Raw genomic sequence first — 23630 nt, 5'->3', positions numbered from 1 at the left:
CTTAGCCTCCCTTATTCACTCCATGCGCCCATTGCGGCATATTTTTCAATTCGTTTTTCTACGAGTTTATCCGGAGCAATTTTTGTCAACCGTTTCAGCTCGGTGAGCAATGCTTTTTTTAACAAAACGGCTGCTGCATCGTGATCCCAATGTGCGCCGCCGGGCGGTTCCGGTACAATTTTATCAATAATATTGAGCTTTTTGAGATCCGGCGCCGTCAGCTTCATTGCGTCTGCAGCGATGGGTGCTTTAGCGTTATCTTTCCACAAAATTGCGGCACAGCCTTCCGGTGAAATTACTGAATACCAGCAGTTTTCCATCATCAAAATAACGTCGCCAACGCCGATACCCAACGCGCCGCCGGATGCACCTTCGCCGATAACCGTAACGATAATAGGAACTGGCAACCGGGACATTTCCAGCAAATTACGGGCGATCGCTTCCGCCTGTCCCCGTTCCTCTGCGCCAAGCCCGGGATATGCACCGGGTGTATCGATAAATGTTAAAATAGGCAGGTTAAATTTTGCGGCTAATTTCATTGTTCTCAACGCTTTACGATAACCTTCCGGATTGGACATCCCGAAATTGCGATAGAGATTTTCTTTCACATCACGGCCCTTTTGGTGCCCGATCATCACCACCCGGAATTCATCAATTTTGCCGATGCCGCAAACCATCGCAGGATCGTCGGCAAATGCCCGGTCGCCGTGCAGCTCGATAAATTCATCGCTGATGCGCCGGATGTGATCCAGCGTAAACGGGCGGTCGAGGTGACGCGCTAACTGAACGCGTTGCCAGGGCGTCAGTTTGGAGTAAATATCCTGACGCAGCGTGTCCGCTTTTTTGCGCAACCGGTTCAAATCATCCGAAATCTCAACGCCGGTTTCCCGGGCGTATTCTTCCATTTCATTGATTTTTTTCTGAAGTTCAACAACCGGTTTTTCGAAATCTAAAATTACCCGAAACGTTTTTTTCAATGCAAAACCTCTGCGATCATATTCTCAAATAACAGGTCAATATACACATTTTTTGATGTATTTCAAAAAAATGGGTCGAATCAATTTAGTTTGCGGATTAATATTTTCCGAACAGGCTGGCAATTTTCAATTTCCAAACCATATATGCAGCTTCGTACATAATTTTCCGCGACATTTTGGAATTTCCCACCGTGCGATCGTAAAAAATTATCGGGATCTCTTTGATGCTGAATCCCCGTTTCCACGCTTTGAAATTCATTTCAATTTGAAAAGAATAGCCATTGGAACGAACCTTTTCCAACGGAATGGCTTCCAGCACTTCGCGACGAAAACATTTGTAGCCTGCGGTGCAATCGAACAACGGCAATCCGGTGACAATCCGGGTGTAATAGCTGGCAAACATGCTCAAAATTAACCGGGAAAGCGGCCAATTGATCACATTTACACCTTTCAGGTAGCGAGAGCCGATCACCAAATCCGCTTCTTCGATGGCTTTCAGAAAATTGGGAATTTCCTTCGGATCATGCGACATATCCGCGTCCATCTCAAAAATATAATCGTAATCGTGCGCCAGCGCGTAGCGAAATCCGCTGATATACGCCGTTCCCAGCCCCATTTTTCCGGGGCGTTCCAAAATGAACAGGCGATCTTCCGTTTTCATCGCTTCGTGAATCAGCTCTGCGGTACCATCTGGCGAATTGTCATCAATAATCAAAATATGTAAATCAGGTATGTTCAATCCAAAAACGTGTTTCAGCAAGGTAGGAACATTTTCTCGTTCGTTATAAGTCGGAACGATAATCAGCGTTTTTTTCATCAGCGCTCCAGATTTTCCGCATCCACAAATGGTGCCAGAAATGTAAACGCATTTTCCAGCGACCGGGGATGATAATCCAATTCTCGTTTTGCTTTGTCAATTACCAACCCGCCCCGCATGGGTCTCGGCGATGCCTGAACCAGTGCATCCGACGTTACGGGATGGATTAAATCCTGTGAAAATCCGAAAACTTCGGCAATTTTGCAAGCAAAATCGAATCGATTCAGATACGGTTCACCGGCGATATTAAAAATGCCGTATTTCGATTTTTCGATCAGCAGTTGAATACCCGTTGCCAAATCTTCTGCCAATGTGGGATTGTTAAATTGGTCGGTGACCACATTGATGTTTTTCCCGGATTTCAAACTGTTATACACCCAAAGGAAAAAGTTGTTTTTGACACCGGCGCCAACCCCGTAAACCACATTTGTGCGAATGATAGCATACGGAATCCCGGTCATGCGGACAGTATTTTCCGATGCCAGTTTGGCTTTGCCGTAATAGCCGAGCGGATTGGGCGGATGGGTTTCGTCATACGGTCCGTTTTCGCCATCGAAAATATAATCTGTTGAAACGTGCACCAGTTGCGCCATGTTTCGACGGGCTGCGCGAGCCAGGTTTTCCACGCCTTTCACATTGGCGCGCCAGCATTCTTCGCGATGGGTTTCGCAACCGTCCACATTTGTGTATGCGGCGGCATTTATGATCACATCCGGTTGAAAAGCGCCAACCAGATCGCGAGTAGCATTCCAATCGGTGATGTCCATACTTTGATAATTAACAGACATTTCCGGAATCGCAAATGATGCGTTGCGAGCCGTTGCGAGCAGTTCGTGCTTTCCCTCCAGCGTTTTCACGAGTGCCTGCCCGAGCAGTCCGTTTGCGCCGGTGATAATAATTTTTTTCATGAAAAATCGCTCGTTTTGCATGATTGTTATTGATCAACTCCGGCGGACAATATACTATTTTATGGCAGTTTTGCAAAGCGTTAAACAGCTTTACCAATTGATTTTGGGTGGAAAACATGCGGCGGGCATTCGATGGAATTTGACAAAAACGGAGAACGCAAACGGAGTTTTTTAATCATTTTTTATCGAAAAACGATGTGCGAAACTCAATCATCGGTGGCGGGTGCAGGCAACGCAAAGGCTACTTTCCGGCATGAACAACAGCCGTTTGAACGGGATTTCGGCAGCGCATTTTTTGCACTTGCCAAAATCCGGCTGATCAATTCTGGCGAGGGTATTTTCCAGCTTCGGCAATTTGATGAGCGCATCTTCAAGCGCCGCCTCGTTGAGGCTTTTGCTGTTCAACGCTTCCATCCGGCTCAACCTGCCGATGGCGTTATCCGGCGCAATCGGGCGGGTTAACTCCTCCAATCGCTCGATATCTTTTTTGGTTGCTTCAATTTCCTGCAACAATTTTTGGGTAATCTGATCTTTTTCTTCGGGTGACATTTCTGTTCCATTTTTATTTCGATAATATTTAACCTTCGGCACGCAGCACTTCCAGCGGCGGACGTGTGGCGATGCCCCGGCTGTTTAACATACCCAATGCGATAGTCAACAAAACGACCAGCGCAACGCTGCCAACCAGCGACCAGGTTGGCGGCACAAATGCCGCATCAAACACAAAAGTTGCCAACGCCCAACCACTGCCGACCGACAATATCAGCCCGGTCAACGCTGCAAGGCTGCCCAGATAAAAATATTCCAACGCCAAAATCTGGCTGATCTGGCGGCGTTTTGCACCGAGTGTACGCAACAAAACGCTTTCGCGGATGCGCTGGAACCGCGAAGTCATCACCGCGGCAATCAACACCACAAAACCGGTGAGGATGCTGAACAGCGCCATAAAACGGATCACAAAACTGATTTTACTGAGAATCGATTCTGCCGTACGGAGCACCAGCTCCAAATCAATCGCCGAAACGTTCGGGAAATCGCGGACAATCGATTGCTGCACCTGCGCCGAAACCTGCTGCGATGCCGCGCGAGTAACCAGCACAAAAAATTGCGGTGCTTCCTCCAAAACGCCAGCGGGAAATAACACAAAAAAATTGGGTTGAACCCGTTGCCAGTTCACTTTCCGGATGCTGGCGACCCGTGCCGGGATGGGCACACCCTGCACGTCGATAACCAGTTCGTCATCGATATTCACACCGAGATCGGCTGCGATGCCCTCTTCCAGCGAAACCGGCACAGTATCGTTGACGCTTTCGACCCGTGGAATCCATTTTCCGGCAATTATTTCCTCGGTGCTCACCAGCGAATCGCGATACGTCGAGCGATATTCGCGTGACAACGCCCAACGCGGAATGCTCGAGGTGCTGTCTGCCAGAATATCGTCCACGGTTCGTCCGGCGATGCTTTTCAGCCGCATCGTCACAATTGGCACATTTTGCAAAATTGGCAATCCGGCTTCGCGGATGTCATTTTCGATAGCTTCGCGCTGGTCAATCTGGATATCGAACAGCACCAGATTGGGCTGATTGCCGCTATCAGTCAGGGCAACCTGATTGAGTAACGTATTTTGGGTAAGAAATAACGTGCTGATCAGAAAAATACCCAATCCCAGCGAGAGCGTCAGTGTTAACGTCTGGTTGTTCGGGCGATACAAATTTGCCAAACTCTGCCGCCAGATAAAGCTGAGCCGTTGCGGAAAAAAGCGGCGAACCGCCCACATCAGCAGCTTTGCGACGCCCGCCAACGCGCCGAACGCCAGCAGCAATCCGCCGAAAAATCCCATCGCAACACCCATATTTTGGGCCTGATACAATGTGACCAAAAAAATGAGCACGGCAATGCCGGCAATCACCAGCCATCGCAACGGATCGCGGCTGGATTTTTCAGTTTCAAATGACGCCCGAATCGCCAGAAGTGGTGATACTTTTCGCACCGAAAGTAACGGCAGTAGCGAAAAGAGAAAAACCATTGCTAAACCGATAAACAGCCCTTCGCCAATCGCAGCGAACGAAATAGAAAAATCGACATCGACAGGCAGAAAATCGGCTAAAATACTCGGCAAACCGGTTTGAACAGCAACGCCCAATATCGCGCCGAGTGTCGCTGCAAATCCTTGCAGAACAATTGTTTGGATCAAAAAAATGGCGAACGTTTGTCGCACCGGAACACCGAGGCAACGCAAAATCGAGATACTTTCCAGCTTTTGGCGGATGTACACATGAACCGAGCTGGCAACGCCCAAACAGCCGAGCAACAGCGCGATAAATCCCACCAAATTCAAAAATCGATAGAGATTTTGCAGCGCCCGCCCAAAGCTGCGTTGCTGCTCCGCAACGGTGGTGGCGCGCAGTTCGAGTGCGCGGAGTTGCGGTTTCAGCGATTCTTCCAACGCATCGGCATCGAAATTTTTGGGGAATTGAAAATATGCGAAATACCGGGCGCGGCTGCCAAAAGTGATTAACCCGGTGCTTTCCAAATTCGCCAGCGGAATATAAACGCGCGGTGCGATGGTTGCTCCGGCATCCGCCTGTCCGGGTGCCTGTTTCAACTCTCCCAAAATAACAAATGCAGTTTGCCCGACCCGCACCGTGTCGCCGGTATTTAATTGATATTGCAGCATCAACCCGCGATCGACCAGCGCACCTTCGCCGCGACGGAAGGCTTCAACCGCAGCTTCCGGTGCAGTTTCCAACGCGCCGTAAAACGGGAACGCACCGGAAAGCGCCCGAATTTGGGTCAGGCGCGTGTTTCCGGTACGCGGGAAATAGGCCATCGAGCCAAAGACAATTTCTTTTGAAAACGCGCCGTCCACCGATAAACCCGCGAGCGAATCGATCAGCGCTGTGCTTTCCGCTGAGAATTCCTGCCGGGAACTGAGCATCAAATCTGCACCGAGCAGCGATTTCGCCTGCGTTTGCACAGCGGTTTCGAGATTGCGCCCAAACGAGTTGATGGCGATCAGCGCCGCGATACCGGCAACAATTGCCGCCATAAAAAGGAACAAGCGCCCGCGTTGGGAACGGCTGTCCCGCCAGGCCATCCGCCACACCCACGGATTCACCAAACTACCGAATATTGATGTTTGTGTGTTTTCAAATGGTAATTTTTCGTTCATAAAATTTAGTCGATTTCCATTTGTTGTGCAGATTCAACCAACGCTGTCGGTTCGTCCGAAACAATTTTTCCGCCTTTCAGGCGAATAATCCGTTGGGTTCGGTGGGCAAATTCCAGATCGTGGGTCACCAAAACCAGCGTTGTGCCGGCATCGCGGTTCAGCGAAAATAGCAATTCGGAAACGGCGGTTCCGGTTTCGTCGTCGAGATTGCCGGTCGGCTCGTCCGCAAATAAAATTTTGGGGCGATTGATAAACGCGCGCGCCAGTGCAACCCGCTGCTGTTCGCCGCCGGAAAGCTGTACGGGATAGTGGTTCAACCGTTTACCGAGCCCAACCCGATTGAGCAACTCCGCCGCAGTATCGCGAACGTTGGTTTCGCCGCGTAACTCCATCGGCACCATCACATTTTCCAAAGCCGTGAGTGTGGGAATCAATTGGAAATTCTGGAAAACAAAGCCGACAAACTGGTTGCGAACCGCTGCCCGTTCATCTTCATTTAACGATGACAACGAAATGCCGTTGATGAGCACATCGCCGGTGCTGCTGCGATCCAGCCCCGCACACAAACCGAGCAAGGTAGTTTTTCCGCTGCCGGACGGTCCGACGATGGCGCAGGTTGTCCCGGCTTCGATTTCGAATGAAATTTCGTCCAATACGGTCAGATTGCGTTCGCCGCTGCGATACGATTTCCCGAGATTTTCAACTTTCAGAATGGCAGTCATTTAACCCTGCTTTTTATTTTTTGATTGTTCGTTTGCAAATACTGATTCATATTTTCGACTGGATTTGAAAAACGTCCGACGACGGACGCAAGTTTCATTAAACCGGAATTTAAGTTAATGTGTAAAAAAACTATTTTTTTCAAGTATCTGATTTTTAACAGCTTAGCATTTGTTTTATTTTTCGCGCTTTCCGCTGCGCAGGCTCAAAACAAAACAAAACCGGAAAATAATACGCAGAAATCCGATCGATCCAAAACGATTCTTTTTTTAGGAAACAGCCTGACAGCAGGTTACGGATTGGAGACAACCCAGGCGTATCCGGCATTAATTCAGGAAAAAATCGATTCGCTGAAACTGCCGTTTTCGGTGATCAACGCAGGGCTAAGCGGCGAAACTTCCGCCGGTGGCTTGCGGCGATTGAACTGGTTGCTGCGCAGTCCGGTGGATGTTTTTGTGCTGGCGCTCGGCGCGAATGATGGATTGCGCGGATTTCCGCCGACGGTTACGACTGAAAATTTGCAAAATATCATCAAAAATGTTCGCGAGAAAAATCCGGATTGCGCGGTTGTCATCGCCGGAATGGAGGCGCTGCCAAACATGGGCGAAAGCTATGTGAGAGAATTTCGTGAAATATTCCCAAAAGTTGCCAAAGCAAATAACGCAGCGCTGATCCCGTTTTTGCTGGCAGATGTCGCCGGAAGACCGGCATTGAACCTCGCGGACGGCGTTCACCCGAACATCGCCGGACAAAAAATTGTGGCGGAAAACGTTTGGGAAGTGCTCAAGCCCGTTCTCGAAAAGCGTGCCGGAGGCGGCAATTGAGCCAAAATGAATCGCTAAAATCGCTGCAACTGGTTTCTGTTCGCTGGTGGAATGCCAGCGCATATTACGGCATCAGTTTGGCGGATGCGCTGAATCGCCAGGGTTTTCCGGCAATTGTTGCGGGAAGGGCGGGCAGTCCGCCGTTGCAAAAAGCGCAGGATTGGCAATTACCAACGTTCACGGAAATCAATCTGGAGTCGCTCAATCCGGCGAAAATGCCGGGCAATTTAAATGCGCTGAAAACGTTGATTCGCGATCAGCAGATTCCGTTGATCAACGCCCATCGTCCGGAAGATATGGCGTTTGCGGTGCTGGTCAACAAGCTGTCGCCGACAAAAATTCCGGTGATCCGCACCGTCAGCGATGTGCGTCCGCCAAAGCGCCGGTTTCTCAACAAATATCTTCACCAAAATACTGATTATTTTATATTTAGCTGCCGCGCCAGTTATGAGCGATATCAATCGGTTTGGCCGATTTTTGCAGAACGCAGCGCCGTCATTTACAGCGCAATCGACACGGAAAATTTCCGCCCGCTCCCCCACTACCCGGAACTTCGCCGGAAACTCGGGATTTCGGATAATCAGTTGTTAATCGGCATCATCGCGCGGCTGGATCCGGTAAAGGATCACGATACGTTTTTGAAAGCGGCGAAAACGGTTGCCGCAGAAATTCCCGAAGCGCGATTTTTGATTGCTGGCGAGGTTTGTAACATCACCTGGGAAATGCTCGATGAAGAAGCGAAATCGTTGGGTATTCGCGACAAACTGGTTTTTGTGCCGCGCGATGACGCCATTTCCGCCCGGGATTTGATCGGTAGCCTCGATATCGGCGTGGTTGCATCGAACGGATCGGAAGTGATTTGCCGGATCGCCGTGGAATACATGGCGATGGGAAAACCCATCGTTTCGACCGATATCAATGTGTTGCCGGAAATTGTTGAAGATGGCAAAAACGGACTGATCTGTAACGCGGGAAACGCTGCACAAATGACGGCACATTTACTGCAACTCGGGAAAAATAGTGAGTTACGCCAAAATATCGGCGAAACAGGGCGACAATTTGCAGAAACAAAATTCAGCTATCCCGCGTTTGTTTCGCAAACGACGGAGGTTTACCGACAGGTTTTGGATCGATTTTCCCGGCGTTAAATTCGCTGAAAATTTGCAGGCGTTCTTTTCCCACCGACAAACTTATTCGCTTTCCACCGTTTCTTTTGCTGCAAAAATTTTGTTGATCTCGCCGGTGATCAGCCGTGCGCCGCTGTTCCGGGTGAAATAATTCCATCCCCATTGGAACAGCACCATCATCCGGTTGTCGAACTCAATCAAATACGCGATGTGCACAAACAGCCAGATGACCCACGCCAGCCACCCCGACAAATGAAATTTCCAGATTTGCGCGACCGCCGCGTTCCGCCCGATCACCGCGAGATTGCCTTTGTCTAAATATCTGAATGGCGCTGTTTTTTTGGCGCTAACTTTGTTGCGGATGAGGTTTGCGACGTATTTTCCCTGCTGCATTGCAACCGGGGCAACGCCGGGCAACGGCTTTCCATCTTGTTTGAACAACGCCAGATCGCCGATCACAAAAATATCGGGATGATTGGGAATGGACAAATCCGCGTTCACAGCGATTCTGCCGCCTCTGTCCGTTTCCGCATGGGTTGCAGCTGAGAGAATTTTGCTGAATCCGGATGCTTTGACGCCCGCCGACCAAACAATTGTTTTTGCTGAAATTAGATCGGAATTGCTTTCCGTTTTAACCTGGATTTTTCCGGGCTGAATATCCGTTACCATCGTATTCGTTCGCACAATTACGCCCAGTTTTTCGAGCGCTTTTTTGGCTTTTTCAGATAATTTTTCCGGATACGCCGGCAGGATAAACGGTCCGGCTTCCAGCAAAATTACTTTGGCATCGCCGGTATCAATATTGCGAAAATCTTTCCGCAACGTGGAAAACGCCAATTCGGCAATTGCTCCCGCCATTTCGACACCGGTCGGGCCGCCACCTACGAGCACAAATGTCAGCAATTCCTGGCGTTTTTGGGGATCCGGTTCACGCTCCGCGATTTCAAATTGTTCAAAAATATAGCTGCGGATTTGCAGCGCGTCTTCGATTGTTTTCAGTCCCGGTGCGTTTTCCGCCCATTCCGTATTTCCAAAATAGTGGTGCGTCGCGCCGGTGGCAACCACCAGCGAATCATATGGAAATGCCTCGCTGTTGGCGTAAACGACTTTCGCAACCGGATCAACTTTGTTAACTTCGCCCTGAATAACGCGAATGTTTCGGTACCGATTAAGCACTGCACGAATCGGCGATGCAATATCACCGGGCGACAAACCGCCGGTCGCCACCTGATACAACAGCGGCTGAAACAGGTGAAAATTCCGTTTATCGATGAGGGTTACTGAAACCGGCGCATTGCCCAATTTACGGGCAGCGTATAATCCGCCAAATCCCCCGCCGATAATCACGACTCTATGTTGTTGTTTTTTATGATTTTGATTAATGGTGTTCATTTGAACCTTTCTTTTTGAGAATACAATCACAAACGAAATCACAGCAGTTATGTTTCACAAAAGTATTTTTGTTTATGACAATTCTTATCTATAATATCATCATAAATTCACTAATTCAAGGAGAACCTGAGGTGCAACTTTTCAACAGATGTTATCAATTTTTGATATTCGGATTATTAGTGGGGGGAATTTTTAGCATGAATGCTCAGGAAAACGCCGGTGCACCGGAAACAGAACATTCCATAAAAATAAGCCAGTGGCTGAAAACCGAGCCATTTTCCGCACCTGTGCCGGCGCTCGCTGGTGATGATTTCAAACTTAGCCAGATGTTGGGTTTTGAGCCGGTTGACATCGCGACAATTACCAACGACCAATTGGGGTTGAGTTGGAGCGAGTTAGCCGCAGACGAATCGGGAAATGTGCAGCTTTCCGGCAGTGGCGATCAACCGCAAGTTATTTGGTTGGCGGCTTATCTGGAAACCGACCGTTTTGCCAAGGCGACGCTAAAATTGCAAACCGCGCATCTTGCGCGAGTGTATCTGGATGGGCAAAAAATCGCTGAAAAATCATCCTCCGAAAACGAAGAACCCGGCAAAATTGAAGAAAAACTGACGCTGGAAACCGGCAAACATGTGCTGGTTGTGAAATCGCTGCGCGATCCGAAAAATGAATCGAAATGGCAGTTAAGTGGTTCAATTTCAACAACTTCGGATGCGGTGATTACCGTATCCACTTCACCCAAAAAGATTGTCGATGCGCACCAGTTGCTCGATCGCACGATGATTCGCGGCGTGTCGATTTCCGCTGATGGGAAAATTGCAGCGGTTTCGTATTCCAAAATGAATCCCGCAACTGCAAAAAGCGAGAGCTGGCTGGAATTAATCGACGTGAACACCAGCCAAAACATTCGCACCTATCAGGGTGGCACGGCCATCGGCGGCATCCAGTGGGCGCCGAAAAGCAATTTGTTCGCATACGAAGAAAGTAACGACGGTAAAAGCACTGTCTGGATCGTCAATCTTCCCAACGGCACGGTGACCCCGATTTTAAGAGATGTGGAAAATTTTGGCTATTTCCAGTGGTCGCCGGACGAACAATTTATGATTTATTCAATTACCGATGAAGCGGAGAAAAACGATACGGGACTGAAGCGGCTCCAAAGCCCGCGCGATCGCTGGTCTTCTTTTCGCAACAACAGTTTTCTGTATCGCGTGAATTTGCCGGACGGCTCCCGGCAGCGCCTGACCGCCGGAAATTTGGGCACGTCACTGCAATCGATCCATCCGAACGGTTCAAAATTGCTGTTCTCGACATCGGTGGATGATTACGAACATCGCCCGTATACAAAAACGGCACTCATCGAACTTGATCTGGAATCGCTGGCAGTCGATACACTGTTCGAAGAAATGTGGTTCGGCAACGTCCAATATTCGCCGGATGGCAAACAATTGCTGCTCACCGGTTCGGCGCGGTTATTCAATAATAAAGGCGTCAATCTGCCGGAAGGCATGATCCCGAATGATTACGACAGTCAGGCGTTTCTGTATTCCTTGGGCGATGGCGCGGTAACCGCTTTCACCCGGGAGTTTGACCCGACAATTGACGGTGCCACGTGGAGCCCGGACGGTCGGTCGATTTATCTGACCGTCGGTGAGGGCGAGTATGTTCGGCTATATAAATACCACCTTTCGGATGGCGCATTTGAGCCCATCAAAAGCGGGTTCGATGTGATTAACTCTGTGGATGTTGCTCGCAGAGCTCAAATTGCCGTGGTTTACGGCTCCAGCGCGCAAATGCCGCATCGCGTTCACATTATCGATCTCGCTAAAAAACGCCATTCGACACTGTCCGACCCGGCAGCAAAAGAATTTGAAAACGTGCGTTTTGGCGATCTCAAAGATTTCAAATTTACCAACGCAGACGGCAAAACCATTGATGGTCGTGTGTACTACCCGCCCAATTTCGATCCGGCGAAAAAATATCCGGCGATCGTTTATTATTACGGCGGAACGTCGGTTACGGATCGCAGTTTTGGCGGACGGTATCCCAAAAATTTGTATACGGCACAAGGTTACGTGGTTTATGTGCTCCAGCCCAGCGGTGCTCCCGGTTACGGTCAGGAATTTTCGGCGCTGCATGTCAACGATTGGGGCAACAAAGCTGCCAACGATATTTTGACCGGTGTCGAGAAATTTTTGGATGCGCACCCGTTTGTGGATCGCGATCGGGTTGGCAACATGGGTGCGTCCTACGGCGGATACATGACAATGCACTTGGTCACCCGTTCGAATATTTTTGCGGCTGCGGTTTCGCATGCGGGAATCAGTTCGATTGCCAGCTATTGGGGCGAAGGAAATTGGGGCTACCTCTATTCATCTGTTGCAACTGCGGAAAGTTTTCCGTGGAATCGCAAAGATATTTACGTTAATCAAAGCCCGTTATTTAATGCGGATAAAGTAACAACGCCCATTTTGCTGCTCCACGGCGACAGCGATACCAACGTGCCGCGCGGCGAAAGCGATCAATTTTATGTCGCGTTGAAATTGCTCGGCAAAACGGTTGAGTATGTGCGGGTTGCCGGACAGGATCACCACATTCTGGATTATCGCAAACGATTATTGTGGCAAAATTCCATCTTCGCGTGGTTCGATAAATATCTGAAAAATCAGCCGGAATGGTGGAATGAGCTGTATAAAAATCAATAAAAAATGCGTTTTTCATTTGAAAAGATGAGAATTGAACATAAATAATTCGGGTATTGCCATGGCTTTTTTGGATAAAACCATGGCAATACTTAATATTTTAATAGAGTCCCACCTGTTTCGTTTTAACATAAAAAAATGCTCTCAAGTTGAATATAATTGGCTATTTAAAACAACAACTATTTGCTGTTCAGGACTAAAATCTGGTAGAAAAAAGGAGTTGTATTGGCAAAGGTGTTAACAATCGATCGCATGGCAAAATTGAGCATCACAGAAAAACTGGGATATGGCGTTGGCGATATGGGATTCAATTTGTATTGGACAACCATCGCATCATTTTTAGCCGCTTTTTATACCGATATTTTTGGAATTTCTGCCGCAGCAGCGGGAACAATGTTGTTCGTAACCAAAATTATAGATGCATTTACCGATCCGGCAATGGGCGCCATCGCGGATCGCACCCAATCCCGTTTCGGAAAATTTCGTCCCTATTTGCTTTGGGCGGGTTTACCGATGGCGGCAAGTGCTGTGTTAACGTTTACCACGCCGGATTTGGCAGAAAACGGTAAAATTATTTGGGCATATGCCACCTACACGTTAATGATGTTGTTTTATACGGTATTAAGCACGCCTTATTCCGCACTCTCCGGCGTGATGACTGCGCGAAGCCAGGAGCGAACCACCCTCATCAGTATTCGATTTTTGTTTGCCTTTACCTGCGGCGCACTGGTTAACAAATATACGTTGCCATTGGTCGAATTTTTCGGCAACGGAAACGATGTCGCCGGTTGGCAATTAACAATGGCATTGTATGGATTGGTTGCTGCCGGATTATTTTTTATCACGTTCATTACCACAAAAGAGCGCATTCTGCCACCGCCAACCCAAAAAACCAATCCGGTTGATGACATAAAAGATCTGCTAAAAAATAAGCCCTGGCTGATTCTATTTGCGCTCGCGATGATTATCATGATGACAATAACCATGCGCGGCGGGTCGGCGTACTATTATTTTCTTTATTTTGTTGAACAGCCGGACCTGCTTCCCGATTACCTGTTTTGGCAAATGGTTGCTTACGCCACGGGTGCTTTACTCGCACCGGTAATGACAAAATATGTCGATAAAATGAAGCTTTTAATGATACTTATGGGCATAGTTGGCGGTTTATCGATCCTCTTTTTCTTTGTACCAAAAGATATGATTTGGGCAATGTTCACATTGAATATCCTTATCAGTTTGGCGTTGGGACCAAAATCACCATTAACCTGGTCCATGTATGCAGACACCGCTGATTATAACGAATGGAAAACCGGCAACCGCGCGACCGCGATGACATTTTCTGCAGCAACATTTTCGCAAAAACTGGGCGGCGCTTTGGGCAGCGCCGGTATGTTATGGGTTTTGGCTGCAATCGGGTATGTTGCAAATCAGGCGCAGAGCGGTGCATCCCAAACCGGGATTGTTTGGCTACAAACCGTTATGCCAGGAATTTTTGCGTTAATAGCCGTGGTTGTCGTCAGCTTTTACACGCTTACCGAAGAGCAGCTTGCCATCATTCAACAAGATTTAAAAAACCGTGCACAAAGCCAGGGTGAATAATTTGGAGCGAAAAAACGAGTTGAAAAAACACGAATCAACAGATTTGATATATGCTTCTGAAAATGGCAGTCGGGTAAACTTAACCACGCCGATAGCGATGCCAAAGGCATCTGCTTTTTTGTGGAATAAAAAAATGATGATCCAGCTAAACTGTCGCGGTTTTGCTGTTTCCCAATATTTACACAACGATGCCGAAAAATATTCTCATGCGCCAAATCTCGAAATAAAGACGTTTATGCAGCCAGAACAGCCGTATTACGCCCATCATCCCGGTCGATTTGTTTACATCAAAGATGAAGAAAATGGGGAAATTTTTTCGATACCGTATGAACCCGTTCGAAAAATGCCGGACAGCTTTGTATTTTCTGCAGGAAAAAGTGATATCAAATGGATGATCCGGCATAAAAATATTGAAATAGAATTTGGCTTAAATTTGCCCAAAGAAGATGTCGTTGAGCTATGGACGTTAACCCTTCGCAATTCGAGCAGTAAAACCAGAAAATTGAATGTCTATCCTTTTTTTACCATTGGGTATATGAGTTGGATGAACCAATCTGCAGAATATTCTCAAAAACTTGGTGGCATCATCGCTTCATGCGTTACCCCGTATCAAAAGCTTGCAGATTATCCCAAAATAAAAATGCGTTTCGATAAAACATTTTTTTTGCACAGCGAATGTCCGGCTTCATGGGAAACACGACGCGAAGCTTTTGAGGGCGAAGGTGGATTGAACAATCCGGACGGTGTTACGCAACTTCAATTATCAAACGGTATTGCGAGATATGAAACACCGACAGCGGCGTTGCAGTATCGTATCGAGTTGAAAAAGAATGCCGAAAAAATCTATCATTTTATATTCGGACCCGCAAAAGATGAACCCGGAATAGCATCCCTGAAAAAGCGATATTTATCTGAAAAATTATTTTCGGAGCCGGTTAAAATTTATTGCAACTATATAAATGATGGAAAAGGTTGCCTCACCATCGAAACTCCTGATGCACATTTTAATTCTTTTGTAAACAACTGGTTAGCGCGACAAATTTTTTATCACGGAGATGTAAACCGGCTAACGACAGATCCGCAAACCCGCAATTATTTGCAAGACAATATGGGAATGGTTTACATCAAACCTGATGTTTCCCGGTCAGCATTTTTGCATGCGCTCAGCCAACAGGAATCCGGCGGCGCAATGCCAGACGGTATTTTGTTGCATGAAAATGCGGAGCTAAAATATATCAATCAAATTCCGCATACGGATCACTGTATTTGGCTGCCGGTATGTTTGCAGGCGTATCTGGATGAAACCAATGACGTGGAGCTTTTGGAAGTAATTGTAAAAAGTAAAGCAGATAACTCGGAATTAACCGTTTTTGAACGCATTACCAATGCACTCAACTGGCTGCTGGAAAACCGCGACGAACGTGGGTTAAGTTTTATCGCGCAAGGTGATTGGTGCGACCCGATGAACATGGTTGGGCATAAGGGAAAGGGAATATCGGGTTGGCTGTCGATTGCAACCATTTATGTGCTGAAAATTTGGGCAACAGTGTGTAAACAAAAAAATGAACCGGCGTTAGCCACTGAATTTCTGACCCAAGCCCAACAATTGGGCAAGATTGTCAATACTTTTTTATGGGATGGAAACTGGTTTGCTCGCGGCATTACGGATGATAATATTGCATTTGGCGTATCCAAAGATGCAGAAGGTAAAATTTTTCTGAATCCCCAAAGCTGGGCGATTTTGGCGGATTGTGTTGATGAGGTGCAAGTTGAAAACATGATTTCAGCTATCGAAACGCAGCTTGAAACGCCGTTCGGCGTGGCAATGTTGGCGCCTGCATACACAAAAATGCGCGAAGATGTGGGACGTGTAACCCAAAAATTTCCCGGAAGCGCTGAAAATGGTTCTGTTTACAATCACGCCGCCATATTTTATATTTACAGTTTATATAAAATCGGCAAATCCGATCGCGCATTCAAGCTGCTCCGGCAAATGATCCCCGGAAATGAAACAGAAGATTATCTGCAGCGTGGGCAGATGCCAATTTATATTCCCAACTATTATCGCGGTGCGTATTATCAATATCCGGAAACTGCCGGGCGTTCCAGCCAATTGTTCAACACCGGAACGGTAAGCTGGTTTTATCGCTGTTTGATCGATGGTTTATTCGGCATCAGAGGAACAATTGAGGGGTTGCGTTTTGAACCGAAACTGCCATCGCATTGGGAATTTGCAAAAGTTAACCGAAAATTTCGCGGCGCAACTTTTGAGATTGATTATCAGCGACGTGAAAATATTTCCAAAACACGAATTACTGTTGACGATATCGTTTTGGCTGATTCGATATTTCGAGAAATTGAAAAAAATCGCGTTTATTCCGTGAAGATTGAAATGCCAGCAACTATCGATCAAAACCCACAAAAATAGTAGATGAAATTCATGAATTTCCTCTACGACGACTGCGAAAAAAATTTATTGATGATTTTTAAACAAACAAAACCAATATCCGGCAACCCCAAAACAATGGAGAATCATGTGAAGTATCTATATTTAACGTTAATTTTTTCTTTACTTTTTGGATGCAGTAATGCCCAGGTCAACCCGGCATATCTTGCGCCATTTGCCCAAAACGCACCACTCATCGATGGTATTCCAAATGAAGATGTTTGGGATTCAGCCGAGTGGCGTGCAATGGACAAACATATGCTCGGCGAAATGCCGACACCGGAAGATTTTAGCGGTCGGTATAAACTGGTGTGGACAGCACAGAAATTGTATTTGCTCGCCGAAATCACCGACGATATTTTGCACGATGCCCACCCCGATCCGTTGCTAAATTATTGGGACGACGACGCACTGGAAATTTTTATCGATGAAGACAAAAGTGGTGGTGACCATTTGAACAATTATAATGCGTTTGCATATCATATCGCATTGGATAATCAGGCGGTGGATAAAGGGCCGATTTCGATAAATCAGGATGGAACCGAAACGAAAAATCTCCGCACATATCCCGATCACATCAAGAGTCGGTGGCAAAGAAGCGGTTCTGCACCATACAATATTTTTTGGGAAGTTGAGATAACCGTTTATGGCGATGATTATAAGGATAGCTATTCTGAAAATGAATCGCCCGCCCAACCGGTTGAATTAACAGCAGGAAAAGTATTGGGATTTATGTTAGCCTATTGCGATAGCGACAATAGTTCACAACGGGAGCATTTTTGGGGATGTTGTTATCGAACCTGTAAATGGCGATAAAAACCTGGGTTACATTAACGCCAGCGTATTTGGAGAACTCAGATTGGTGAAGTAAAATTTTTAAAAATTGAATTTTCATACCCAAAAAAAAGCCCGCGAAATTAATTCGCGGGCTTTTCATTTTTACATTTGTTGAACAAAAGATTAGCGTTCGGTAGATGCCAAAGGCTTGGTCAGCAAGTCCAGCTGGGTTCCAAAAACATCAACTTTGCCGTTAATATGCAAATATTTGTTGATGATATTGAAATTTGCATCCACAACACCGGCGTGGCAGCCATCACAGGTTTGTGCTGTGATGTGTCCTGCCGGCGGCAAACCGTGGCAGGAACCGCAAACCGCTTGTCCGGCATTACCAACATTCCAATACAACGTCGGGTTATTACCCGAAATTGCATCTTCGGTATATGCCCATGGATACTGGCTTTCATCTTTTTTGAACTCGAATCCACCGTGGCAGTAGACGTTTGCGCACGATGATGCATCACTGTTGTATGCCGTTGCGCTTTGTCCGTCGAAAGTTGCCAAATTGCTGAAGTTCACTTCTGCATGCGGCGTATCATCGATGTGGCCAGGTGCGCTATAAGCAGCAGGAACGGTGTGGCAATTCATGCACTGGTTGGCAAAAGTGCTCCAGGTATCTCCCGTAAGGTGTGCCTGGTGTGCACCAACGGCTTTATCTGTGTTGGCCATGTTGCCATACAGATCGCTCGGTGGTGCGGCATTTTCGCTGTTGCCGTGACAAAGGTTACAGGCTTCCGGTCCGCCTGCCGTTTGGTGACAGGTAAGACAGTTTTTCTCCGGAGCCCCGTTTCCGGCATAATCCGTACCGTGGCAACTTTGGCAGGAACCGATATCCCAACGCAAATTTTCCGAGATATAATCCGCATGGAAATCGCCGGAATTTGAGTTGGCAAATCCCATCGGGTGTGGATAATGCGAGTGGCAACCGGCAGAATAGCAGGATAAACCCGAAGAACCGCCCAAATAATCTGCGCCGTGGCAGCTTTGGCAATTTTCTTCGTTTAACGATTTATCGAGCAACGCACTGCCGTGAAAATCTGCCGAGGCTTGTTCGCTCCAACCTTCCGGGTGTGTGGAAACACTCACGCTATCTTTTTTATCCAGGCAGCCGCTAAAAACGGCCAAGCCCAGAATCAGTAGTAGTCCAATGTAACGTTTACGCATCATAGTTTCACCTGATTAGTTGCCGTGGCACTGTTGACAAATAATTTGCGCATTCTGATCGTGGCAGGAAATACATGCACCGAGGTCGTTCCGCGCTTCTATACTGTGTCTGCCACCATCATTCGGGAAATTATTTACCCAACCGATTTTGTGGCTGCGCGGCAAAACATTATTGTCACGGTGGCATGCATTACAAAATTCCGGCTCGGAGTGGCAAACGGCGCAATCTTTTGCGTTCATTTGTGCTTCCAGTGCGTGGGTAAATTCGTAGTTCAGCGGGTGAGTGAAACGTGCCAGATCTTCGCCTTCGTGACAATCCTGACAGTATTGCTCAGTGTGGCAAACCATACAGCTCATATCCGCCGACATTTCTTCGGCAGACATCCGCGCCTGATCGCCATGATTGTTTACGAAATTGATGGTGTGGCTCATCGGTTTCAGGTTTTCCAGTGGTGTATGGCAAGTTGCACATTCCACGGAAACCACCTGCTGTTCGTGACAGTTCATACATTCCGCCATTGTGGGCAGGATGTATGGAAATGCCTCTTCTTTTTGTGATACAGCACTATGGCAGGATTCGCAATTATTTCCGGCAGCGATATGTTGCTCGTGAGAGAATTTTTCGCTGTAGGATTCAATTGAATATACCAGATCAAAATTGCCGACTTCCTCTGCTTCGTGACAGTCCAGACAGATTGTCTTTGCCGGCAAGAGGTTATCCAGACCGGTTTTGCTGCTTTCTGCAGGGGAGTGGCAATCAGCACATTCAATTTCTTCTTCGATCACGTGTTTCTTGTGCGAAAAAACGAACTTCTGATCGTCATAATCCTGTGCGATGATGGCAATCGTCACTCCTGCCAATAGGCTCCATAGTAATAGTATATTGAACCGCTTCATTGCTGCGCACTCGTTATGGTTTCTAATTGTTTTGGCTTAATGTTTCGTTAGCGACGAAACCAGTATAACATGCGGAACAGCCCGCGAACATCGTTATCGTAAAAAGAATTGCTGCTCTGCTCAACATCGGCCATTAATGATAAAAATTCCCATGGGCGAAAATCTACGCCGCCGGAAAAAGCAATGGCGTCTTCGCTAATTTCAACAAGATGCCTTTGGTAGTTATTGTAACTGCCGTATAATTTGAGGGTCAGGTTGGACATGATCGGGTAGCGGACATCGCCGTACACACCGGTATTATCTCCTGCGTACCCCCCCTGAAACACCAGACCGATCAATCCCCAACGGTTTCCGGCATTGAGAATTACCTGGCTGGCCTGATCATATTCATAATCGGTGAACAAATATTGTGCGCCGATCTGAACGGGATCGAGGTCGTAGGTGACAGCTCCACGATACTGCTGATACTCCCGGGAACTGCTGAAAATCCGGAAATACGAATCTTCCCAAACGCGCGGGCGCTGGAAATCATACTCACCGGTGAACGACCATTTATTCATGTAATAGTTCAGCCGGTAACGCATTCCCTGCAGTTTTTCGGTTTCCATGTTGTGATCGATCTGAACCTGGTAGAACAAATCTTTCCGGACTTCGCCGTGAAGCGCAGCACCGGCCAAATGCCAAATGTTCAGGCTGTTTCGCTGGCGTTGAAAATAGCTGAGATCGACGGCTAATTTCCGCGAAAAACGATATGCCAGAAACCCACCGACAGCCGAACTATCTGTAGATACCAGACGCATTTCCCGGTCGAAAGGTGTTTCGACACCCAGAAAAGCACCGATTTTCAGATTTTTCAGCGGACTTGCCGAAACCAGTGCGCCATCCATTGTTCCGTTAATCACACCTTTGTAAACAAACTGGCGACCGAGGCGAACTTGAACAACATTTTTGGCATCTTTCCAATCTGCGTATAGGTTGTAGAGCCGTTCGTTCCAGGACGCGTTCCCTTGTTTAGCTACCCGCAAATACGTATTTAACGCAAATTGCGGGTAACTGTTTGAGAACATTTTTAATCGCAGAGCCTGGTAAAAATCACCTTGCTGAACGGCATCCGGCCGCTCAAACGAATAGACAGACGTTTGAAACGAGCCGGATACTCTAACTTGCCCCATTGCAGATATGCTGAACGCTATTATTAGCCAGTAAATCAGGTTTCGCGATTTCATTTTTGCACTCTGCTTCGATTTAACTTCGGTTTAGCGTAATAAAATTCCGCCATTAGAATTTAGATACTGCTTTGTGTTCACCTTTTCTAAGGATTACTGCATTCGGCACCGGAGCACCGGTCAGATATTGATAGCTTTGCTGCAGAATTTGAATAGCATAATCCGGGTTGTGAACACCAAGGCTCTTGTCTTCTTCAACAAACAGCATGTTGTAACCAGCACCGCGCTGTACAAATGTACCGCGTGTTGTATCGCCAAGTGCGCCTTCGAAACCAAGTCCGGTTGTGTCCAAGCCTGTTGCAACCAAAGCATCTTCGATCAGATGAATCAGACCGGTAACTTCACTTTGAATACCTTCGATTGAACCGTCGCCGTCAAAGTCTTCCAGTGCGCGAATATCGTCGAAGTCTGCGATGGCGCCGTGGCAGCCAACACAAGCATCAACTTTCGGCAGGAAGGTGTGTCCAGTGTAAGCTGCACCGCCAGGTCCTGCACCAAATTCTTTGGTAGACAGGTGACAGGTTTTACAGCTGTTTTCCACGTTCAAGTGGGAAGGATCAGCCCATTCGAAGCTCGGATCTGCAACTGCGTGATATGCACTTGCACCCTGCATCATGTCTGCCTGCGGGTTAGCGTGCGGACCAAAGTGTCCGTAACCTTGAACAACTTGAGCATCCGGGCCGCGACGTGCGTGGTGGCAATGCATACAAAGTTTACCAACGCCACCTTCAGTGATAATTGGCGAAGCGCCATTTGCTGTTACCAAAGGAACGTCAGCAACGGTGCGCAATTGGCCGGGATTATCGGTATTGTGCGGATCGTGGCAGGTTACACAGTTAATCGGTTCCCACGGTGCAACACTGGTGTCTGGGCGTGCGGCAATCGAGCCACTACCGTAGAAATTGCTGACATCGCCAGACAAACGATATGCAGCAGCAACACCTTCGTGACAACCGGAGCATGATGCACTTGAATGTGCTGTCACGTCAAGATTGTGCGGAGATTGTTCCCAGTCCGTCAGGAACGGATGGTGGGTACCATCGTGGCATTTGCCACAAGTTTGCACGTTAAACGATACATCAACTTTGGTCGGATCAGGTGTGCCGTTAGCAAGGTGATCCGATGCTGCACCGTGGCAGTTTTCGCACTGCACGTTTACAAATTTTTCGATGGCTGCTTCGTCATAACCGCTGTTACCGGTTAACGGAGACGGCTCATAACCAACAGCGTGGCACGGGAAGCAATAGCTTGCCGGGTGTCCGCTTTCCATCAGGGTTTGCCATGCGTGTGCGTGACCGGTTTCTGCCCAGTCATTGTGCTGGCTTGAGTGGCAATTTGCACAGGCTACATCGCCAAGGAAAAACGGTGTTACTGTGGGAATATACATTGCCACACCAACCTGGCGGGTGCCGATACCAATATTGGTTCCGTCAGTTGCATGAACAGAAACGATATATACACCAGGTTCATCCGGTGCTTTCCATTCAACAGTATCGCCCTGGGTAGAATGGAATTCACCACCACTGGCGAACCATGAAAAAGTTAAAGCTCCTGCACCTGCCTGAAGTGTTGTGTTCGCAGTAAACTTAATGGTTGCCCCTTCAGTTACTGAATCAGCCAAAGCGTAAATTGAATCTACACTTATAATGTTAACTGTCACAGTATCGCGAACAATTGTTTCAACGGTTTTAATGATTTCTTTTTCATTTTCACAACCGCTGAACCATGCAACACCGAGGATTAGCGCAGGCGATAGCACTGATACGATAAAATGTCGAATACGCTTACTCACGGTACGTCCTCCTAACTAAACGTCTTTGTTAGATTTGTTTATTGTGTATTTTATGGATTCCACAAGCGTTTTAAAGCATTGCGGGGTAATTGGCTTTGTTAAATACTTACTGATGCCCATGGAAAAGACATCTGAACACACAGCCAGATTTTCTGTTGATGTAAATATAATGATGGGGAGCTTTTCATCGAATTTCTGAAGAATGCTGACCAATTCCGTCGTGCGTGATTTTAACAGATCAACATCCAATACCGCAATTCCCTCTTCCAAAGAGAGCGCTGCATCTATAAAGGATAGTGGATCTTCAAACAATTTCACTGCGACTTGGTTCATTTGCTTATCACTCAGGGTGTTAAAAGCTCTCGAATAATTTGTCATACCTATTATCTGAAACATCTCTAAAATACTCCCAACAGGAAATATCATTTGTTTACCGGTTAGGTATGCAGATTGTATGCCAACCAAAAGCTGCGTCGCAAACTATTGTTTTTATTGCTTTTAAGTAAAAAAGCGTTTTGAGCGTTATTAAATTTAAGAGACATGGATGTCGCCGGAAATACTGAAACTCACATAAATCCTTGTTTATAAACCACTTATGAGTTGTGACACAAATGTCCCACCTGTGACAAGCATGCCTCAATTTTGGCGATTTTGACAAAAGTTTCAGTGATTTGGGGTGGATTGGTGATTCATTTTGTAAAAATTTTTTTTAATAAAATTTTTACAAAAAACCGTTGAAAAATAATGCCTGAAGCATCGTGGGAAAGGGTGCCACGAGCCAACATATACACCTAATCTATATATATACACAACATTATTAAAAACAATAGATTAAGTTACCCAACTTTATGACCCAATATTCGAAAAGTGGCAGGGGTTTCAGCCGATCGAGCATGCTTAAACTCATGTAAAACAGATGTTTGAAACGATTGATTTACATGGCAAAGAATTTGCAAGGTTTACGGTTTGACATTTTAACCGGTTTGTGAATTATTGAATTTGGAATTTAAAGTAAACCTTAAGACCGCCG

17 protein-coding genes and 1 pseudogene are annotated in these 23630 nt (G+C 47.0%); 6 read left to right on the top strand and 12 right to left on the bottom strand.

All coding sequences use genetic code 11. The annotated features are described in order from the left end of the window. Positions 1 to 11 precede the first annotated feature (11 nt). The 6 genes from H6629_20995 to H6629_20970 form a co-directional block, all read right to left on the bottom strand. The gene (locus H6629_20995; protein ID MCB9070260.1) at positions 12 to 977 is read right to left on the bottom strand and encodes an acetyl-CoA carboxylase carboxyltransferase subunit alpha; all 966 of its coding nucleotides are present in this window, start codon (positions 975 to 977) and stop codon (positions 12 to 14) included. Positions 978 to 1074: 97 nt separating this feature from the next. Next, a complete protein-coding gene (locus tag H6629_20990; protein ID MCB9070259.1) occupies positions 1075 to 1794 on the bottom strand; it encodes a polyprenol monophosphomannose synthase in 720 nt (239 codons plus the stop codon). After that, positions 1794 to 2702 carry a dTDP-4-dehydrorhamnose reductase gene (gene rfbD, locus H6629_20985; protein ID MCB9070258.1) on the bottom strand — a complete coding sequence of 303 codons (909 nt, stop codon included), beginning with the start codon at positions 2700 to 2702 and terminating at the stop codon, positions 1794 to 1796. Before rfbD ends, H6629_20990 begins: the two co-directional genes overlap by 1 nt. Positions 2703 to 2912: 210 nt before the next feature. Next, complete coding sequence (locus H6629_20980; GenBank protein ID MCB9070257.1) at positions 2913 to 3251, bottom strand: conjugal transfer protein TraR; 339 nt, start codon at positions 3249 to 3251, stop codon at positions 2913 to 2915. Between the two features lie 28 nt (positions 3252 to 3279). After that, entirely contained in the window at positions 3280 to 5799 is a 2520-nt protein-coding gene (locus H6629_20975; GenBank protein ID MCB9070256.1) for an ABC transporter permease, read from the bottom strand. Positions 5800 to 5879: 80 nt separating this feature from the next. Beyond that, positions 5880 to 6596 (bottom strand): ABC transporter ATP-binding protein, encoded by a 717-nt coding sequence (locus tag H6629_20970; protein MCB9070255.1) that lies wholly within the window; start codon positions 6594 to 6596, stop codon positions 5880 to 5882. A gap of 117 nt (positions 6597 to 6713) precedes the next feature. Between H6629_20970 and H6629_20965 the strand changes: the two genes are divergently transcribed. After that, positions 6714 to 7418, top strand: a complete 705-nt coding sequence (locus H6629_20965) for an arylesterase (protein ID MCB9070254.1) — start codon at positions 6714 to 6716, stop codon at positions 7416 to 7418. Beyond that, positions 7415 to 8566 carry a glycosyltransferase family 4 protein gene (locus H6629_20960; GenBank protein ID MCB9070253.1) on the top strand — a complete coding sequence of 384 codons (1152 nt, stop codon included), beginning with the start codon at positions 7415 to 7417 and terminating at the stop codon, positions 8564 to 8566. Before H6629_20965 ends, H6629_20960 begins: the two co-directional genes overlap by 4 nt. A gap of 42 nt (positions 8567 to 8608) precedes the next feature. Here H6629_20960 and H6629_20955 read toward each other — a convergent pair whose 3' ends face one another. Beyond that, entirely contained in the window at positions 8609 to 9937 is a 1329-nt protein-coding gene (locus tag H6629_20955; protein MCB9070252.1) for an NAD(P)/FAD-dependent oxidoreductase, read from the bottom strand. A 197-nt stretch (positions 9938 to 10134) separates the two neighbouring features. On the opposite strand from H6629_20955, the gene H6629_20950 reads away from it, so the two are divergent. The 4 genes and pseudogenes from H6629_20950 to H6629_20935 all read left to right on the top strand — a co-directional run bounded on the left by H6629_20950 (position 10135) and on the right by H6629_20935 (position 17555). After that, complete coding sequence (locus H6629_20950; protein MCB9070251.1) at positions 10135 to 12642, top strand: S9 family peptidase; 2508 nt, start codon at positions 10135 to 10137, stop codon at positions 12640 to 12642. Between the two features lie 249 nt (positions 12643 to 12891). Next, positions 12892 to 14238 carry an MFS transporter gene (locus H6629_20945; protein MCB9070250.1) on the top strand — a complete coding sequence of 449 codons (1347 nt, stop codon included), beginning with the start codon at positions 12892 to 12894 and terminating at the stop codon, positions 14236 to 14238. A gap of 97 nt (positions 14239 to 14335) precedes the next feature. After that, entirely contained in the window at positions 14336 to 16666 is a 2331-nt protein-coding gene (locus H6629_20940; protein ID MCB9070249.1) for an NdvB protein, read from the top strand. 96 nt (positions 16667 to 16762) lie between these two features. Then, positions 16763 to 17555: pseudogene (locus H6629_20935) on the top strand (CBM9 family sugar-binding protein). Between the two features lie 89 nt (positions 17556 to 17644). Here H6629_20935 and H6629_20930 read toward each other — a convergent pair. From H6629_20930 to H6629_20910, 5 genes are read right to left on the bottom strand one after another with little or no spacing between them, the layout of a single operon-like run. Beyond that, positions 17645 to 18688, bottom strand: a complete 1044-nt coding sequence (locus tag H6629_20930; GenBank protein ID MCB9070248.1) for a hypothetical protein — start codon at positions 18686 to 18688, stop codon at positions 17645 to 17647. Positions 18689 to 18700: 12 nt separating this feature from the next. Next, a complete protein-coding gene (locus tag H6629_20925) occupies positions 18701 to 19582 on the bottom strand; it encodes a cytochrome c3 family protein (GenBank protein MCB9070247.1) in 882 nt (293 codons plus the stop codon). Positions 19583 to 19629: 47 nt separating this feature from the next. Then, positions 19630 to 20808, bottom strand: coding sequence for a hypothetical protein (locus tag H6629_20920; protein MCB9070246.1), 1179 nt, complete (start codon positions 20806 to 20808; stop codon positions 19630 to 19632). Between the two features lie 52 nt (positions 20809 to 20860). Next, the gene (locus H6629_20915) at positions 20861 to 22600 is read right to left on the bottom strand and encodes a hypothetical protein (GenBank protein ID MCB9070245.1); all 1740 of its coding nucleotides are present in this window, start codon (positions 22598 to 22600) and stop codon (positions 20861 to 20863) included. A gap of 15 nt (positions 22601 to 22615) precedes the next feature. Beyond that, positions 22616 to 23065, bottom strand: a complete 450-nt coding sequence (locus tag H6629_20910) for a response regulator (GenBank protein ID MCB9070244.1) — start codon at positions 23063 to 23065, stop codon at positions 22616 to 22618. Between the last annotated feature and the right edge of the window lie 565 nt (positions 23066 to 23630).

It is taken from the genome of Calditrichia bacterium, from assembly GCA_020634975.1.
Classification (GTDB): Bacteria; Calditrichota; Calditrichia; order RBG-13-44-9; family J075; genus JACKAQ01.
Note: the sequence above shows the minus strand (reverse complement) of the source record. Positions and strands in the feature narration are given on the sequence as shown.

Excerpts from the sequence above, each read along its gene's own strand:
- H6629_20990 (MCB9070259.1), bottom strand. The coding sequence starts at position 1,794 with ATGAAAAAAACGCTGATTATCGTTCCGACTTATAACGAACGAGAAAAT.
- rfbD (MCB9070258.1), bottom strand. The coding sequence starts at position 2,702 with ATGAAAAAAATTATTATCACCGGCGCAAACGGACTGCTCGGGCAGGCA.
- H6629_20980 (MCB9070257.1), bottom strand. The coding sequence starts at position 3,251 with ATGTCACCCGAAGAAAAAGATCAGATTACCCAAAAATTGTTGCAGGAA.
- H6629_20975 (MCB9070256.1), bottom strand. The coding sequence starts at position 5,799 with ATGGCCTGGCGGGACAGCCGTTCCCAACGCGGGCGCTTGTTCCTTTTT.
- H6629_20970 (MCB9070255.1), bottom strand. The coding sequence starts at position 6,596 with ATGACTGCCATTCTGAAAGTTGAAAATCTCGGGAAATCGTATCGCAGC.
- H6629_20965 (MCB9070254.1), top strand. The coding sequence starts at position 6,714 with ATGTGTAAAAAAACTATTTTTTTCAAGTATCTGATTTTTAACAGCTTA.
- H6629_20955 (MCB9070252.1), bottom strand. The coding sequence starts at position 9,937 with ATGAACACCATTAATCAAAATCATAAAAAACAACAACATAGAGTCGTG.
- H6629_20950 (MCB9070251.1), top strand. The coding sequence starts at position 10,135 with ATGAATGCTCAGGAAAACGCCGGTGCACCGGAAACAGAACATTCCATA.
- H6629_20945 (MCB9070250.1), top strand. The coding sequence starts at position 12,892 with ATGGCAAAATTGAGCATCACAGAAAAACTGGGATATGGCGTTGGCGAT.
- H6629_20940 (MCB9070249.1), top strand. The coding sequence starts at position 14,336 with ATGCCAAAGGCATCTGCTTTTTTGTGGAATAAAAAAATGATGATCCAG.
- H6629_20930 (MCB9070248.1), bottom strand. The coding sequence starts at position 18,688 with ATGATGCGTAAACGTTACATTGGACTACTACTGATTCTGGGCTTGGCC.
- H6629_20925 (MCB9070247.1), bottom strand. The coding sequence starts at position 19,582 with ATGAAGCGGTTCAATATACTATTACTATGGAGCCTATTGGCAGGAGTG.
- H6629_20920 (MCB9070246.1), bottom strand. The coding sequence starts at position 20,808 with ATGAAATCGCGAAACCTGATTTACTGGCTAATAATAGCGTTCAGCATA.